This window comes from Sphingobium soli, from assembly GCF_020782245.1.
Taxonomy (GTDB): Bacteria; Pseudomonadota; Alphaproteobacteria; order Sphingomonadales; family Sphingomonadaceae; genus Sphingobium; species Sphingobium soli.
The window spans coordinates 107491-123875 of record NZ_JAJGNP010000012.1 but is presented as its reverse complement, the minus strand read 5'-3'; the positions used below and the strand labels follow the sequence as shown (position 1 = coordinate 123875).

The 16385-nt window shown below is 56.3% G+C and carries 11 protein-coding genes; 6 read left to right on the top strand and 5 right to left on the bottom strand.

All coding sequences use genetic code 11. From position 1 onward, the window contains the following. The 3 genes from LL253_RS14300 to LL253_RS14290 all read right to left on the bottom strand — a co-directional run. A partial coding sequence (locus tag LL253_RS14300) for an ATP-binding protein (protein ID WP_228227597.1) occupies positions 1–1864 on the bottom strand: 1864 nt, incomplete at its 3' end. Then, positions 1861–3162 carry an SIR2 family protein gene (locus LL253_RS14295; protein WP_228227596.1) on the bottom strand — a complete coding sequence of 434 codons (1302 nt, stop codon included), beginning with the start codon at positions 3160–3162 and terminating at the stop codon, positions 1861–1863. The genes LL253_RS14300 and LL253_RS14295, both read right to left, overlap by 4 nt. Positions 3163–3309: 147 nt before the next feature. After that, positions 3310–4944: an RNA-directed DNA polymerase gene (locus LL253_RS14290; RefSeq protein ID WP_228227595.1), complete on the bottom strand. Its 1635-nt coding sequence runs from the start codon at positions 4942–4944 to the stop codon at positions 3310–3312. A 592-nt stretch (positions 4945–5536) separates the two neighbouring features. On the opposite strand from LL253_RS14290, the gene LL253_RS14285 reads away from it, so the two are divergent. The 4 genes from LL253_RS14285 (at position 5537) to LL253_RS14270 (ending at position 11648) form a co-directional block, all read left to right on the top strand. Then, the gene (locus tag LL253_RS14285) at positions 5537–7552 is read left to right on the top strand and encodes a hypothetical protein (RefSeq protein ID WP_228227594.1); all 2016 of its coding nucleotides are present in this window, start codon (positions 5537–5539) and stop codon (positions 7550–7552) included. A 221-nt stretch (positions 7553–7773) separates the two neighbouring features. Further along, positions 7774–9792, top strand: coding sequence for a tyrosine-type recombinase/integrase (locus LL253_RS14280; RefSeq protein WP_228227593.1), 2019 nt, complete (start codon positions 7774–7776; stop codon positions 9790–9792). 1 nt (position 9793) lies between these two features. Then, on the top strand, positions 9794–10237 hold the full coding sequence (locus LL253_RS14275) for a hypothetical protein (RefSeq protein WP_228227592.1): 444 nt from the start codon (positions 9794–9796) through the stop codon (positions 10235–10237). Positions 10238–10607: 370 nt separating this feature from the next. Then, a complete protein-coding gene (locus LL253_RS14270) occupies positions 10608–11648 on the top strand; it encodes a site-specific integrase (RefSeq protein WP_228227591.1) in 1041 nt (346 codons plus the stop codon). 821 nt (positions 11649–12469) lie between these two features. Here the strand turns inward: LL253_RS14270 and LL253_RS14265 are convergent. After that, positions 12470–13300 (bottom strand): aldo/keto reductase, encoded by an 831-nt coding sequence (locus LL253_RS14265; protein WP_228227590.1) that lies wholly within the window; start codon positions 13298–13300, stop codon positions 12470–12472. Between the two features lie 76 nt (positions 13301–13376). Next, a complete protein-coding gene (locus LL253_RS14260; RefSeq protein WP_228227589.1) occupies positions 13377–13997 on the bottom strand; it encodes a TetR/AcrR family transcriptional regulator in 621 nt (206 codons plus the stop codon). Positions 13998–14093: 96 nt separating this feature from the next. Here LL253_RS14260 and LL253_RS14255 point away from each other — a divergent pair, with 96 nt between their 5' ends. After that, the gene (locus LL253_RS14255; protein WP_228227588.1) at positions 14094–15083 is read left to right on the top strand and encodes a zinc-dependent alcohol dehydrogenase family protein; all 990 of its coding nucleotides are present in this window, start codon (positions 14094–14096) and stop codon (positions 15081–15083) included. Between the two features lie 101 nt (positions 15084–15184). Further along, positions 15185–16294 (top strand): S-(hydroxymethyl)glutathione dehydrogenase/class III alcohol dehydrogenase, encoded by a 1110-nt coding sequence (locus tag LL253_RS14250; RefSeq protein WP_228227587.1) that lies wholly within the window; start codon positions 15185–15187, stop codon positions 16292–16294. The last annotated feature ends 91 nt before the right edge of the window (positions 16295–16385 follow it).

Genomic DNA, 16385 nt, shown 5'->3' with positions numbered 1-16385 from the left:
AAACCAGCATCATATTATCTGAAAAGGGGGTCCCTCTTCGACGCCGATCGGGGGTCCCTTTTGAACGCCGTTTGACAATGGTCGGGGACAGCTCGGACGGTCGCTGGGAGGATAGCATGAGGCCCAGGCCGAACTTTCGTCCTTCTCGCGCGATCTTTTCGAATGTCTCGCGGCAGAGTTGCGCGGGGTTCTCAGGAACGCCCTCATCGTTCCCACCGCGGCGAACAAAGCTATGCGCCTCTTCCAGGACCAGCGTCGTGGGCAACGGCTTTCCGTCCGGATGCAGCCGTCTGTAGCGCTGCAATGCTTCGAAGGTCAGTCGGCCGAGCACGGCGACAACGATATGGACGACCTCGGAGGGAACGAGTGAAAGATCGATGATCGCCACCTGACCGTTCGCCGACGCGTTGCTGCCGATCAGATCGTCGAGCCAGGTATCGAAGCTGATCTGCGGTTCGCTGCCGACAACCTGCCCAAGCCGGGGATCTGCCATCATTCCCCGGATTCGCATGCCAAGCGTGCTGATGAAGCCCGCAAGGCCGCCCCCTTCGGTCGCGGCGATCCGCTCGAGGTGATCCGGCAACATCTGCACGTCGAAGGGGATCGGCGCATCCTCGGTGATTTGTGCGGCCGCCAAGGCATCCTCGACCTGATCGAGGAATGATTGCAGGGCAGCCTGAACGGATTCGATTTCCTCGACGGCGAAGCTGTTGAACCAACCGTTGTTTCCGCGACGATTGTTGGCGACGTCTCGAATGGTCGCGGCAATGTCGGTGAGCGTTGCCGCAGGGTCTCCGTCGAGCCGCGCGCTCATCGCGTCGCAATCCGCTGCCATGTTGTCCATCAGGTCGCCGCATTGGCGTCGTGGCCCGGCATCGCCCGCAAACGCTGCCGGTCCGCGCGCGAGCAAGGCATCGACCAGCAGCCTGTACGAGTAGATGTGCCGCCGAACCAGCGCCGCCGCCGGCACGTCGGCGAGATTGCCGCTTTTCAGGTCACGAAGGGCCTGGAGCAACAGCGGTCGCTGCGCGCCCGGTCGGGCGAATGACACCGCCGTCCATTCATGGCCGTTCCAGAGCCAGGCCGGCAGGCGCAGTGCTCGCTCACCCTTCTGATCATCGACGGGTGGCACGCGGAACAGCCGGACATTGTCCGCGCGATCGGCGAACGCTTTGGCGTATTCTCCATTGGGGTCGAGAATAATGAACCGGGCGTTCGGCCCTTCAGCCGGGTTTGTGAGCGCAGTTTGCGCGGCGTCGAGCGACCATCGGATTAGACCTGCAACCGAGCAGGACTTGCCGCTGCCGGTATTACCGAGCACAGCGACGTGACGCCCAAAAATCTTGTCCGGATCGACCATGATCGAGGTGTTTGCGGCAAGCGGCGAAGAGCCGATCCGGACACGGCGATCCTTATCCTTTGCACCGACGATCGCTGCGATCTGTTCGGGCGTCGGTATAAGGATCTGATCGCCGACCGAAGGAAAAGCGACCACGCCGCGGCTGAGGTCGTAAACGCTGGTTCCTGCGCGGCGGTCGCGGCGCACGGTCAGCGTGCCGATCGGAGTTAGCGCCATTTTTCGCAGCGGGAACGGCAGGTCGATGAGGCCGAAGTCTTTCAGCCCCGAGCGTTTTGGAAATGGCGAGCGCTCGATGCCGATCCAGGTGACATAGGCCACTGTCGCGCCGGCCTCATTGGGTATCAGAACATAGCTGTTGAGGCGGGGAAAACTGGTCGGCGTACCTGTATTGAGTGCAGTTGATTGTGGAGCATCAAGATCCAGGAGGACGCGAATTTCATCGGACGAGATGGACTCGACCGTGCCGATGACCAGCTCGGACAAGCGCTCAACAGGAGAGCTCATGCGGCACCGCCCGGTTCAGCCGGCGCATCCGCAGCCGGTGCCGCGACGACAACCGGGACTTCGGTGAAGGCCCGGTTCTTCAGGAGCTCCGACATCCGTCCGGTGATATAGTCGAGCGCGGGCTTTGGAAGATAGTCGTCGACCAGACGCTGAAGGCTCCCGAAATGACGGCCAGCAAGGAGGCTGACCTGGGCTGGCCGGGTATGCGCGAGGAACCCCTTGATGCGATCATCGAGATCGAACGCGATGATAACGAGATGCGCAGATGGCACCGACAGCATGTCGAGGAGCACTCGGTTGATGTGATCGTCACCAAAGCCATAGCCGTAGGTGACGACGACGGAATTGGGCTTGCACGTCGCAGAAGCGAAATCTCGAAACAGCTCTGCATACGGATATTGGGTCGTCTCTACGTCTTTCGCCGGATTTGGATAGATCATGACGGTATCGACGGGAGAATCCGGAAGGCTTGGATGATCTTCCGCCGCACCAAAGGGGGTCTCGGCACGATAGATACGCCGCGTAGACTCGTCGAAGCGCCAATCGAGACTGCCGTGCAATTTCGTCAGGCGAACGACGCCTTCCATGAAGCGCGGTTCACCACGAATTCCTGGCGGATTATAGTGATAGTCCAGCTCGATGCGTGTGTTGCGAAACAAGGGGCGCAAAGTGCCTACAAACCGATCGATGATGCGCAGGCCGGCGTCGTCGCACCCGCGTTCGATCAGTCGGTCGTAGTTGGTCGTGAACACGTGCAGGCGCTCGCGTGACGCCGCACGGCTGGCGAAACTCAGTAGAAAGGACTGGAGCATGGCGGAGGCCGGCGCGCTGTCGGCGTCGGCGATACCCCGTTCGGTCGCAAGCAGGGAATAGAGAAAGGTCTCAATAGCAGCGTTGATGTCGGCACGGACGGATTCCGCAGCATCCTTGTCAATGATGTCGAGCCCGTCGAGCACAGCGATGGCGCTGCGTAGCTGATCCTCGATATTAGCTTCGCCGCGCCCCATCTTCTTGGCGCTGGCGGCAGCATGATCCATGATGGCCTTGGCATGGGCCGAAGTGCCAGCGGCCACATCCATTCCCGTTGCGGCTACCCCCGCCGCGAACGCGACGGATGTCGTGAATCCGCTACCTAGCAGGAGGTTGAGATGCTCTGCCTGAAATACCGCAGATAGCCAGGGCTCGATCCGGCGACGGTGCAGCGCGACGAACTGATCGAGTTCATCAGCGTCCGTCGGGATGTCGTCGAAGGTCTCATTTGAAGATCCCACCCGGTAGCCGTGCGCCTTCCACTCCATACATTCCCCCGACCTGTATTCATGAAGCTGTGCCACAACTGACCCGGTCGACCGAGACAAAATTGTTCCGAAAGTCCAGCACGTTCTCCCGACAAATCCAAGTGCCGCTATATAGTCGGGATGCCCGATGATAGAACGAATGGCCGATCAGAAGGGCTGATCCTCGTCCTCGTCGAGGTCATCGTCTTCCTCCTCATCGTTGTCGTCGTCATACTGGCTTGAGCGCTCTTCGATGGCGAAGGCCACTGAGCCGAAGTCGTTCTCGTCGAGATCCTGGAAGACGCTCGGAAGTCTATTGGGTGCGAACAGGGTTATACCTTGCTGAGCGAGATCCTCGATGAGTTCGTTTCCGAGCGTTAGGTTTGCGCTACCTGCCCAGCGTCGCGACCGCCATTCCAGAAGCAACGGCCAATAGGGTCCAGACCCAGTTTCGTTCGTGACGATCTCAGCGGCAGCTTCAAATACGGCGGGTGCGACCAGAGTCTGCTCGACGCAGGAGAGCAGCGCCATCACAGTGAGCGGACCGCAGTTCTGAACTATCAGATTGGCCGTTCTGATGGGGATCTCAATGCCGAGCCGGATCGCGGCATAAAGTGCCCACGACACTTCACCATCGTTTCCGAGGCGCCCGTGCCGATCCAGTATCGCCACCAGGATCGGCGACCAGTCGGCGATTACGAGGTCGCGGAACGCCAAGTGGCGCCAGACGATCATTCGGGCGACGTAGTCGATGGAATGACCGAAATGCACCGCAGCGCGCTTGAGGAAGGGTTCCACAACAGGCCACTGGGTGGCGGCGAGGTTCGACCGATCCAAGTAGCGAAGGGTGTACTTGAGAACCCCGTCGTCGTTGTTTTTCGAGGTGAGCGAGAAAGCGTATTCAAGCGCTGCACGAAGTCGCTCCGGAATGCGTCGATCAAGCGAATTGCTCGCGAACTCGAACTTGGCGGCGATGTCAGTCGGCCATGTGTCGGAAAAGGAGAAATTATCGGAGTAAATCGCCGTCTTCGATTCGTTGATGTCCAACTCAAAAAACCGAATGGCTTCCCTGTAACGCCACAGTGCCTCCTCGGCTGCGGCGTGGGTGTCGGCACCGATCCAAACGTCGTCGACGTGCCGTATCAGGTCGCAGTTCTGGTGACCGCCGCGGCGGACAAATTCTTGGTCGATCGCGGTGCCGATCACCTCCGCGACGTATCTCGACGCGTCAGGTCCGACTGGAACGCCAACCGTCTGGCCGTCTTGCCCTGCCCGGACGATTAGGTCGAGACGGTTGGCGTAACAGTTCGCGGAGGCGGGATTGCGGTCCGCCTTTGCGGCGGCCCGCCCGTGCACGGCCCAAGGAATCGAGTGGGTGTAGATCGTGTGGTAGAACCGCGAGATGTCAGTCCGCGCGACGAAGCGATACCGAGCGAGACGCGATAGCCGAGCGCTTTCAAGCTCGGAATGCGATGCGATCGTTACCGCCCTGTCCATATCTGGGTTGTGGACCGGTTTGGACAGGCTGAAATTCGACAGCGCGAAATGCTGCGTCAGCTCCACCTCCCGGTTGGCGACAAAGCGCGCGAGATCGTGGGCGGTCGACGGATGGACGAATGAAAATTCGCGACGCGTCATCCCTCGTTTGGACGCGTTGAACGGAGATGACCTAACCGGATGCCTCCCGTCGGTGAGCCATTCGTTGCGAGCCGCAAGGTTGGCGCCGATAGCAGCCGTCACGAAAGTCGGCGGTAGGTTCTCGGGTAGATACCCCTTCTCGAGAAGATCGTGCTTCAGTGCCATCGGCACTATGATGACACCGCGATTTGATCATGGCCAACGAAAGTCTGCTTTTGGCATGAGCAGACGTCGATATGTCTATTAGGAACGACCGGCTTTGGTCGATAGTATGGAAAAACCCGACCTTGCAGTAATGGCCCGCCCTGATTCAATGGCCTTGTCGCTGGGAGACAACGTGCCTGATGTGCTGAGCAGCCCGGCAGCACCGGATCGGCGGGATCCGTGGAACCGACCCGTCGGGCCGCCGCCCACGTGATATGTATGATCCCGTTTTAAGCCTGACGTCGCGCATTGCCCCTGGCCAGCCAACGGAGGGCATCGGATCAGGACGCGGGATTTCCGTTGAGGCAGTTTTCTAGTGACCCAAAGTGCTCGGAATGAAGATAAATCGACAGCCCAGTCCACATATCATGTCCGATGCAAATGTTGGGGCTAATCAAATTTCTACGGACGTGCCTCGGCCTACGTCCGTTTGATTTACGATTTTCTGGTCATTAACGGACGTAATCGACAAAAAATAGACAAATAATAGCATTGATACGTCCCATGATTAACGCTGTTGACGCATCGAACATCGATTTCATACAGCTTGACTATGAGTCGTATCAAACAGGACAGTGTCTTTACACTCCGGCTGGCAGGGCATCATCGTCCTTATCGGTTTGATCGTATCGCAGAAGCTTATGGCGCAATGGCCGCGCAGCGGTTGATGCAAATGTGGGTGCTCACCTTCCAGTTTGTGCCATCTGGAACAGTAGAGCAGGCCCATAGTGTGCTAGTCCGAACGCTCTGTGAAATGAGATCGATGAATAAATCCAAGCCAACATTGGATTTTAGCGGAATTTTTGAAGACCTTATTAATAACACAGGGCCACTTGATGGGAGGTTGTGGGAAAAATCGATCCGCAACTATCTGTCAGAGATATGCCCGCAGTGGAATAGGGCTACAAATAAGACCCTGAGTAAGCGGAATAACGTCGCGTACACATTTAACTCAATGCTCGCTGCGCTAGAGGATCGGGGTCATTGTCTTGATTTTCAACCAATCCGAGGCCTCCGAGGGGGACGGAAAAAGCCAGGCAAGGTTGCCACACTGGGGCAATTGAGGCGCTGCAATGGTAATACAGAACAAGAAGGATACGTTCCTCTGGAAGAATCTGGTCTAATACAGATTGAACATTCTAGAGCTATCCTTGAAGAGCTGAAAACGGTTCTGCTGAACGATTTGAAATCCATGTATGAAAAATGGAAGATCGGTCAGGGATATATATCAATGTACTCTGACTTGGGAGAAATTGAGGCGGAGCGGATGATATCCAAGCCGAGGGTAGTCGAATTGCTTTCGAAAGACACCAGCAGCTCATCATTTCTTAAGATGAAGTCCGAAACTCTTCCAGCTTTGATATTCATGATCAAATCCCGGTATAACGATGATATAAAAGTGACGGCCATGCCTAATAGGTACAGGCTTCTTATTGAGAAATTTGGCGGAATCACTGAAATATTGAAATATATCAGGCCAAATGGACATGCAGCGAATGCAATATCTGGCTTAATTATTTGTGACACTGGGTTCAACCCGAGCGTTGTCTCTGACCTTCCGGAGAATCCTTTCCTGAACAAGGAGTCTCACGGCAAAACCACGTTATCGACGATTGCAGCGAGGAAGCGGCGCGCAAAAGGTAAGGTGGTTTACGGATTGATCGAGGGTCAAGAGGCGCAAGTCGCAACGTCGCGGAAGAATTCACTGAATACATGTGATGCCATTGCCATGTATCGGGAGATGACGTCGGAAATTCGAACAGAGGCTAAAAAATCTGGCCAAGAAGATGCTTCGAAGAAGTTGATAATATACGGTTTGAATGGTGGATACAAAATTGGCCAATTTAGCAATGATGCATCCAGATTTTCTGGCAATGAATGGAGAGATTTTCTAAATAGGCATGAAAGAAATGAGATTATAGGTGGACTGAAGATAAATCGGGCTACGATACGAAAAACCGTTTTGCAGCTGTCTTACTTCGATAATGACGCCGACATTTCAATCGCTCAGGCGCTGGCTGGGCATGAGGACGTCAGTACCACGTTTGATCACTACTTGAATGCTCCTTGGATGGCCAAAGCCATCGAGTCGCACATTCGCCATTTCATGAACTTGCTTGAGGTGGCAATCGCGCCCGATGTGAATTGGGAGGCCTTTGCCGGGGTATCGAGCATATTGATCGATCAAAGGAAGGCTGAGGCCGACGACCTCGGCTTGAGCTTCTACTGCAGCGATAAAGACGTCGATGTGAGCCAACTGGCTCGAACTGGGCCCTCTTGCACTCCGCTAGATCCTTGCCCGCACTGTCCGGTCAGGCGGTTCGCACCCTCGATGAAGGCCTTCCGTTCGCTGGCCATCGCGCAAATTGCGCTAGACCTCGCAAGCGAGCGGATATCTGAAGAAAACCCAAAGCGTTGGTACGCTGTCTGGCTCCCATGGCATGCCTTGGTGATCGCTTATCATCGGCGCCTGAAGCGTAGTCCTTACCGCTTCGACTTTGAACAAGTCTCCAAGGCCGTGGCGGCAGAGTTCAAAGAGGGTCTGATCTGCTTGCCGGAGATATTCTGACCATGTCATTGGCACCAAAGACGTCAATAGAGCGCGGGAATTCTGCATCAAGTGTACTGGCGGAATTCGGAAGACCGTACTGGTTCTTCGGGAACAGTCTCGAAGATGACGTCTGGAAGATCATGATGCATGACGAGGAACTCGAACGTCGCATAGATACGACCCTCAGGTTCGATCACCCAATGTTCCTGAGCGGTCAATCCATGCGCGAAGGAGGTCGCATGAACGATTTGTACACGTGCAAAATAGCGATGTCGTGTGCGATGGATCCAGACAAAGGCTTTGTTAAGAGCGCGAAAAATGCCTCACAGCTTCACATGGCCTTTCTGAACATGGTGAGATGGAAAGACGATCAAGATATAGTGAATTTTTCAGACCTGACGAGAGGAAACTATTTAGAATACATTGATGAACTAGCAGAAGGAGGGATTCACAAGCTCATAGCTGTCGAGGCGCGGGTCGACCGTCTCTTGGAGATCATTTCCTCGACTGACTTCGATATATCCACCTATGATGATTTCGGGAGGTTGCGTAGTAATTCACTCGTAGGCTTGGTTGGGTTGGGCTCCCGAGGTCAGGTACCTGCTCCACAGTGGGAGCGTGTGGCGAAGCTTGTCCAAGACCGGTGGCCAAAACTGGAATGTAATCATACGCCTCGTAATAACGCAGCTTATAAGGGTGGTTCTGCATCCCGCGTTCGTTCCGCTGTCGCCGTTTGGGAGCACTTGTGGTGCTACCGCGATAATCTTCATCATGATCCGATCGAGTTCCGCGCACTTCTGCCGCATGAAACCATAGATTCGGTATCAAACAGCATAGTTAAGCCAGAATATAATACCCGGACACTCCCTCCGCCCGAAAAAGTGTGCGAATTGGCGGCCCGTGCAATCGAGTTCATCGTAACCGGTAAAAACGAGATCATCGATTTCCACCGTTCCATTGTGGTATCTTACGAACCGGTCGCCAGCTATTATAAAGCCAACTCGCAAGCTAAAATCAGTGCGGTGGAGAGGAGCGTCAGCGCGATTTGCCTCAATGATGCAGTTAATTCTCACTTCAACTATTGGCGCAACGGAGATGACGGAACTTGGTATTCACTCAATTATAGGATGCTTCGATTTTTCAACGCGTCAGTTATCGGCGGGAGCATAATTGCTGCGAGCACATTTCTGGCACGTAGGCCGAATGAGATTAATAGCATGAAGACGCGAGCGATTACGTCTTTTGATAATGGCCATTACACGGTAACTCATCTCGCATCTAAGACCGAAGGGGATATGAAAACCATCCCGGCGCCTGGGACTGTCGCCGTCACGTTTGAACTCCTTGAGGCGATCGGTGAAGGGCCGGGGAATGAGGCGGGTTGGCTTCTTTCCATTCAGAATCCGATCACCGGTAAAGCAGCACCGTCGCCATGCGTGAATAGAGCGGTCAATATGTTTGCGGAGGCCGCCGGTGTTCTCCTGCCTAATGGAGAGAGGTGGAGCGCGTATCATCAGCGGCACTTTTTTGCGACGGTCTACTACTACCGCTTCAAGTATCCCTGGCTTGACGCCCTGTCTCAGTTTCTCGGGCATTCCGGAATGGAGCGTACTCGATACTATGTGCACTCACACATCGCGGGTGACAGGCTGAACTGGGCTGAGGCGCAGCATGCGAAGCGGCGCGTCAACGAAGCCAAGCAGGCGCGAGAGGATTTCGAGCGAGTACGGGTTCAGCATATCAAAGATTCAGTCACCGAGGCCTTTGACGATCCTGGAAGCATGACGGGTATCGGGGGTAAGGCCTGGAAGCGCGAGATCGAACAAATGATCCTCGCGATCGAACCGGGCATCGCGGTGAATGAGCTCGACAGCGCGCACCCGTCGTTCGATCAGGTGCTGTCGGTGTGGATAATAGGCAAATGGTTGGAGCCTCATCCTGAGGGGCATTCCTATTGCAAATGCGGTCTAGATGCGGCGGACCTTTCTGCTGCGGCATGCTTAGCTGAGGCAATGGAAAAGGACGGCGAACTGCCGTTGTTGGGCAAGTCGGTAGCGAATGCGACGGACATGGTCTGCAGCCTGTGCCCCCATAACGTTCAGTTTCGCGCGCTTCAGGGCAAATGGGAGGGAATTCACGCCCGTGCGAAAGCTGGCGTTGAGGCTGCAACTGATGAGATATCGCGCAAAGTTTCCGAGGAGCGCGAGCGCAGGATCCGAGAGCACATTCGGCGGTATTTCGGGATAGGGGAGGCTTAAGTTGGCCAGAGCTGCCCCCTCAGTTCGTGATCGGTTCGAAACAAAAGTAATAGCGCTGGAGGCAATGTTCGCTGCCGGCGTTTTGCCGGATGCCAGTATCCCCCGTAATCCATCTGAGTTGCGGCGCTGGGCAGGTGTCTGCGTTGTTGGCCAGCAGGAATTCGTTGTGGTCGCTTGGTCGAGTCCGAACGACTATTACTCGTCGTCCAATCATTTGCTTCGAGCCAGATTTGAAGCGATCATCCGGAAATTCAATGGCCAGAAAGCCAAGAACTCAAACGCCCTAAATTCTGCCTTAGCGGCCCAGATTATCAATATAATGGCTGACTTGGAGCGTGAACAACAGGCTCACGTCATTACAAAGCAAAAACTAGAAAATAAAAAAAGAGACTATGCTGAACTTCTGAAAAATACTCAGAATGTTGTCGGCATGAAATCCGTATAATTTTATGATAAAAATAATACATGCTCCACAAGATTATAAATATCGTAGGAGGAATGGTCCTCGATTGCCGATATTGGTCGACGACGAATCAGGAGTGATATGGGAACTGCAGAGATATATTTTCTATCGATTCACAATGAGGAAGATAAGTGTAGGGACGCTAAACGATGAAGCATACATTCTGAAAAGTTGGATGAGTTTCTTAATAAAGCAAAATGTAAATCTTGTTGATTCATCGAATTATACAATATCGGATTTCTATGAATATCTTAAAGAAAAATGAATTGGAGAGAGGAGGCTTGCAAGAACAATAGATGTGATATTTAAGTTCTACGTTCATTCAAGTTCATCATATGATGAGTATAGGGGAATGGTAGCCGATCCTTTGAATGGATTGGATGGCCCTGGCTTTCCCATTTCTGTCGAAATAGCGTATAAACGAGACAAAGGCCGTTTGGTCCCACGCTATGTCTGCGCCGTTAAGATTGATCGATCCGGCGGCTCTCTGCCTCGGCCGACGCCCGACGAGGAGCAGGTCGATGCGGTGCTGACGAAGCTCAACGCAATGACCTCTACCAGCGAGATGAAATTCATGCGGTGGTTGATGGCAGGCTGGATGTATTACAGCACTTTGAGATGTGGTGGGGTAGCACAGGTCTCGGTACCTTCTATCGCAGACGCGCTCGCAGAACACGGGGTAGTGACAGAGGGCGGTGATCCATATGATTTGAAAAACGCGTCTGATGAGCAGAAAGCTATTATCACGGAAAAAGTATCTGAACTTCGCAAGAAGGGTTTCACATTCATATCTGTGATCGTGATCGAGAAGGGGCGTAAGAAGAGAAAGGTTCCATTGCCGCTAGATCATCTTGAGTACAATTTACATTATATCTGGAACATAAGGCCAGATTTTGTAAGAAAGATTAAAGATGACTGTCTATTCCTTAGCCGGAAAACTGGTCGTGGTTATCAACCGAATTCGATTGGTAATATGATAAATGCTGCTTTTAAGGAAGCAAAGGTACCGGGGTCTGCCCATCGACTACGAGCCGCATGCCTCGAAAGACTTACGAGGGAGGCATTCTTCCGCCACATGGCGATGCATGGGAGTGCATGGGATCGAAAGATGGTGCTCATGGAAATCGCTGAGGTTGCCGGACACGCTAGAATAAAGACGCTACGTCGATATCTGAATCGGCTGGTGGCTCAGTTTTCTCGCCATGCTGGCAGTCCAATCCTGGTTCGTGATGCTGCCCTAGCTTCGAAATTTCGAGGATTATTGAAACGAATGGAGCGCGATAATCAATTGGCGGCTTCACTGGCAACATTCCTTGATGTTCACCAGATTGAGCCAGAAGATCAGTTTGTTGCTGCGGGGATTACTAACGAGCTCAAGCGTATCAAGTTCTAGCGCTGACATCCCAGCTGCGCGAGATAAAGCTCAAAAAATGTGCGTTTATTAGCGGTTAGTCCGCTCATGACTGGGGTTGGGACAGTGCTGCCGTTCCAAATTGATAGATCGGATGGCAGCTCCTGTCTGGAGCCGACATACATCGTTTGCCTGACTGGCATCACAGATCGGCAGAAAGTGGGCCGATTGTTGAACGTCCTCTTTTGGGGAGAAATCGGCTAAAGCTGCCGTCAAGCAGCTGACTCTTAATCAGCGGGTCCTAGGTTCGAGCCCTAGTGCGTCCACCACATTTCCCTTTTTCGTAAATCAGATACTGAGCTTGCGAGATCGGGCTATTGAGAGCATTTTTTTGCTAAGCAGCTCTCTAGGTAGCGGAGCGCTAATTCGGCGCTGCAGTGCAGTGAACGGTTCATGGCTTGCGCTCTGTCGAACTGAGCTTGAGCGAGTAATCGGCTCACCTTCCCGCCAGCGGCGCACGCTGGGATGGCAGCTCGGAAACTCAGGCAGCGCGGTGTCGTGCTGACAGCTAGGCCGCCCGAGCTTCGATCCAGAGCGCCCGATGGACAAGAATGACGCCCTTGGCTGGATGCCCTGCCAGCTCGGATACGCCCCATAGACGGTAAGAACGGTCAGACGGTTATTCGTGGAGGCTAAGAGCAGATTGGGGCCAGGGGCGCGATAGGCCTGGTGCTCGAACCGTCAGTCGCGCAGCACCCGCTCGATAGCGGTGTCGACACTGGTCCGATCACCGCACCGCTGAGCGCCTACCGCCGATCCGGTTTGCGTTCTGTTCCTTCGAGCGATAATATCGTCATCTGACGCTAAAGCATCTCGAGTGGACGGCGGTCGCGTGGCCTGGGAAATTCCGCATCGAGTGTCGCAATGTCGGCGTCGGAGAGCACGATATCTGCGGCCGCGCGGTTCTCCCGCACATGTGCAATCGAACTCGCTTTCGGGATGGCGATAAGGCCATCGTGGCGCAACGTCCAGGCAAGTGCGACCTGCGCAGGGGTTGCGCCAACCTGGGCCGCTACTTTGTCGAGGGCGGGATGGCTTGAGAGGCGTCCCTGCTCGACGGGACTATACGCCATCACTGGCACTTTGTGCTGGGCGAGCCACGGCAACAGGTCCAACTCAGGGCCTCGACGGACGAGATTGTAGAGGATCTGATCGGTCACGCAGCCATCCCCACCGGCAGCGACAAGCTCGTCCATATCGTCAGTATCGAGGTTGCTGACACCCCAATGCCGAATCTTTCCTGCCGACTTCAGCGCCTCCATTGCCTCTATCGTTTCGGCGAGCGGCACTGATCCCCGCCAGTGGAGCAGGTAGAGGTCGAGCCGATCGGTGCCGAGCCGCTTCAGGCTCGCCTCGCACGCACCGGCAAGGCGGGAGCGCGATGCGTTCTGTGGATACGCCTTGCTGACGAGGAATAACTGGTCGCGACGATCGCCGAGCGCTTCGCAGATCAGCGTTTCCGCGGCGCCATCGCCGTACATTTCGGCCGTATCGATGAGCGTCATGCCCAGTTCGACACCGGCGCGTAGCGCGGCGATCTCATCGGATCGGCGCTCGGGACGTTCGCCCATCTTCCAGGTGCCTTGACCCATCGAAGGAACCACTTCCCCGCCGGGCAATGTCACGTGTTTCATGTGCTTTCGTCCTATGAGATGAGTTCGACTGTTCGGTCGCCGGAGGCGCGATTGGCAGATGACCACAATGTAACGATCATATCGCGGCCGGCCATCGATCGAGTGCCATTTTGGCGATGGAGAGCAGTTCGTTGAGCGTAGCGCCGTCGCGCGCCTGAACGGACATGCCTTCCATGACCGTATTGATGAATTTGCCCAGCACGGCCGGATCGGTGTTGGCCGCAAGCTCGCCCTGCGCGGCGCCGCGTTGCAGACGCTCGATCAGGAGGGCCTCCGCCGCGATACGCTTGTCGCGCAGCAGGCATTCGATGGCGGCGGACGCCGGCGAAACGGCTGCCGCTGCCGAATACATGAAGCAGCCGGCCGGCGTTCCAGGCTCCGAGAATGATGACGCCGCTCGTTCCAGCAGGCCTTTGACGGCCTCGTAGGTGGACAACGCCGGATCGTTGATGGGTGCATAGAGGTGGACGCTGAACGTCGCGGCGTAGCGCTCGATCACCGCCGCAAACAGCCCCGCCTTGTTGTCAAACGCTGCATAGAGACTGGCGGCGGCGACGCCAGTCTCCGCCACCAGATCGGCCATCGATGTCGCCTCGTAGCCGCGCTGCCAGAACAGCCGCACCGCCTTGTCGAGCGCAGCGTCAGTGTCGAACACACGAGGGCGACCTGCGCGGCGACGGGCTTTCGTCTCTGTCATCTCTGGTGCACGATATGGAACGATCGATAAATAATATCTTGAAACTGGTGGTCCCCTCCCTTACAGAATGATCATTCAATAATCAAGGAGTCTCCAATGAGCCGCATCGTCCGTATCCACGAATATGGCGACGCCAGCGTCCTCAGGATTGAAGATGTGGCAGTCCCCGCGCCTGCGGCCGACGAAGTGCAGATCGCGGTGAAGGCGATAGGCATAAACCGCGCCGAGGTGATGTTCCGCAACCATGCCTACCTTCAGGAAGCCGAGTTCCCGAGCCGCCTTGGCTATGAGGCTGCCGGCACTGTCGTTACTGTCGGCGCGGACGTGACCGGGTTTGCGGAAGGCGAAGCCGTCAGCGTCATCCCCCCGCTCGATATCGCGCGCTGGGGCACTTATGGTGAGGTCGCCAACGTACCCGCCCGCCTCGTCGTCAAGCATCCGGCGGCGCTGTCGTTCGAGGAAGCGGCGGCCGTGTGGATGCAGTATGTCACCGCCTGGGGTGCGCTGGTGGAGCAGGCGAAACTCGGGGAGGGCGATTTCGTCATCGTCACTGCTGCCTCCAGCAGCGTCGGCCTTGCTGCCTTCCAGATTGCGCGGATGGTCGGCGCAACGGTAATCGCGACGACACGTACCGGCGCCAAGCGCCAGGCCCTGATCGATGCCGGTGCACATCATGTCGTCGCGACCGAGGAAGAGGATCTGGTAGCGAGGGTGATGGAGATAACCGATGGTCAGGGTGCGCGCGTGGTGCTCGATCCGGTCGGAGGCCCGTCGTTCGAGCCGCTGACCCAGAGCATGGCACGCGGCGGCATCCTGCTCGAATATGGCGCGCTCAGCGGCGAACCGACGCCGTTCCCGTTGTTCTCCGTGCTGGGCAAGAGCCTCACGCTCAAGGGGTATCTCTACAGCGAGATCGTCTCGGACGATGCCGCCCTCGATCGCGCCAAGGCGTTCATCGTGGCGGGTCTGGAATCGGGCGCGCTCAAGCCGCGGATCGCGCGCACTTTCCCGCTCGACGCCATCCAGGACGCTCACCGCTTCCTCGAATCGAACGACCAGATCGGCAAGGTCGTCGTTACGGTCTGACCGGCATACCGGGGGGAGTGAACGATCGCTCCCCCACGAATTTGCGCTGACGCAACGGCCTCGCACCAGCAATCAGTTTAACTCAACGAGGGTATCCCAACATGAAATCTCGCGCCGCTGTAGCCTTCGAGGCGGGCAAGCCACTCGAAATCGTCGAGATCGATGTCGCCCCACCCCGGAAAGGCGAAGTCCTCATACGGGTGACGCACACCGGTGTGTGCCACACCGACGCGTACACGCTGGCGGGGAGTGATCCGGAGGGTGTTTTTCCGGTGGTTCTGGGCCACGAGGGCGCGGGCATCGTTGTCGAGGTCGGTGAAGGCGTCACCAGCGTCAGCCCGGGCGATCACGTGATTCCGCTCTACACCGCCGAGTGCGGCAAGTGCGACTTCTGCCTGTCGGGCAAGACCAACCTGTGCGTCGCTGTCCGCGAAACGCAGGGCAAGGGCTTGATGCCCGATGGGACCACCCGCTTCTCGTATAATGGTCAGCCCCTCTATCATTACATGGGCTGTTCAACCTTCAGTGAATATACTGTCGTCGCCGAAGTCTCGCTCGCCAAGATCAATCCCGAGGCAAACCCCGAACATGTCTGCCTGCTCGGCTGCGGCGTCACGACCGGCATCGGCGCAGTCCACAATACCGCCAAGGTCCAGCCCGGAGACTCGGTCGCCGTGTTCGGCCTCGGCGGCATCGGCCTCGCGGCGATTCAGGGTGCGCGCCAGGCGAAGGCGGGTCGCATCATCGCCATCGACACCAATCCGTCCAAGTTCGAGCTGGCACGCCAGTTCGGTGCAACCGAGTGCATCAACCCCAAGGACCATGACAAGCCCATCCAGCAAGTGCTGATCGAGATGACGGGCTGGGGCATCGATCATACCTTCGAGTGCATCGGCAACGTCCACGTCATGCGCGCCGCGCTTGAATCAGCGCACCGTGGCTGGGGTCAGTCGATCGTGATTGGCGTTGCCGGCGCGGGCGAGGAAATCTCCACCCGCCCATTCCAGCTCGTCACGGGCCGCGTATGGAAGGGGTCCGCTTTCGGTGGCGTCAAGGGACGGACACAGCTCCCCGGCATGGTCGAGGACGCGATGAGAGGCGATATCGATCTGGCCCCATTCGTAACCCACACGATGGGTTTGGAGGAGATCAACGAGGCCTTCGCACTGATGCACGAAGGCAAGTCGATCCGCACGGTCATTCACTACTGACCCGCCGATCCGACGCGGCGCGAGGCGCTCGGATCGACAACTCGGCCGTCATCATGGCCCGACCCCGGCCATGATGAAGCGCGCTCTGGCA

What these genes read in the sequence shown, in the direction of transcription:
- LL253_RS14295 (WP_228227596.1), bottom strand. Translation starts at nt 3,162, where the DNA reads ATGGAGTGGAAGGCGCACGGCTACCGGGTGGGATCTTCAAATGAGACC.
- LL253_RS14290 (WP_228227595.1), bottom strand. Translation starts at nt 4,944, where the DNA reads ATGGCACTGAAGCACGATCTTCTCGAGAAGGGGTATCTACCCGAGAAC.
- LL253_RS14285 (WP_228227594.1), top strand. Translation starts at nt 5,537, where the DNA reads ATGAGTCGTATCAAACAGGACAGTGTCTTTACACTCCGGCTGGCAGGG.
- LL253_RS14280 (WP_228227593.1), top strand. Translation starts at nt 7,774, where the DNA reads ATGAACGATTTGTACACGTGCAAAATAGCGATGTCGTGTGCGATGGAT.
- LL253_RS14270 (WP_228227591.1), top strand. Translation starts at nt 10,608, where the DNA reads ATGGTAGCCGATCCTTTGAATGGATTGGATGGCCCTGGCTTTCCCATT.
- LL253_RS14265 (WP_228227590.1), bottom strand. Translation starts at nt 13,300, where the DNA reads ATGAAACACGTGACATTGCCCGGCGGGGAAGTGGTTCCTTCGATGGGT.
- LL253_RS14260 (WP_228227589.1), bottom strand. Translation starts at nt 13,997, where the DNA reads ATGACAGAGACGAAAGCCCGTCGCCGCGCAGGTCGCCCTCGTGTGTTC.
- LL253_RS14255 (WP_228227588.1), top strand. Translation starts at nt 14,094, where the DNA reads ATGAGCCGCATCGTCCGTATCCACGAATATGGCGACGCCAGCGTCCTC.
- LL253_RS14250 (WP_228227587.1), top strand. Translation starts at nt 15,185, where the DNA reads ATGAAATCTCGCGCCGCTGTAGCCTTCGAGGCGGGCAAGCCACTCGAA.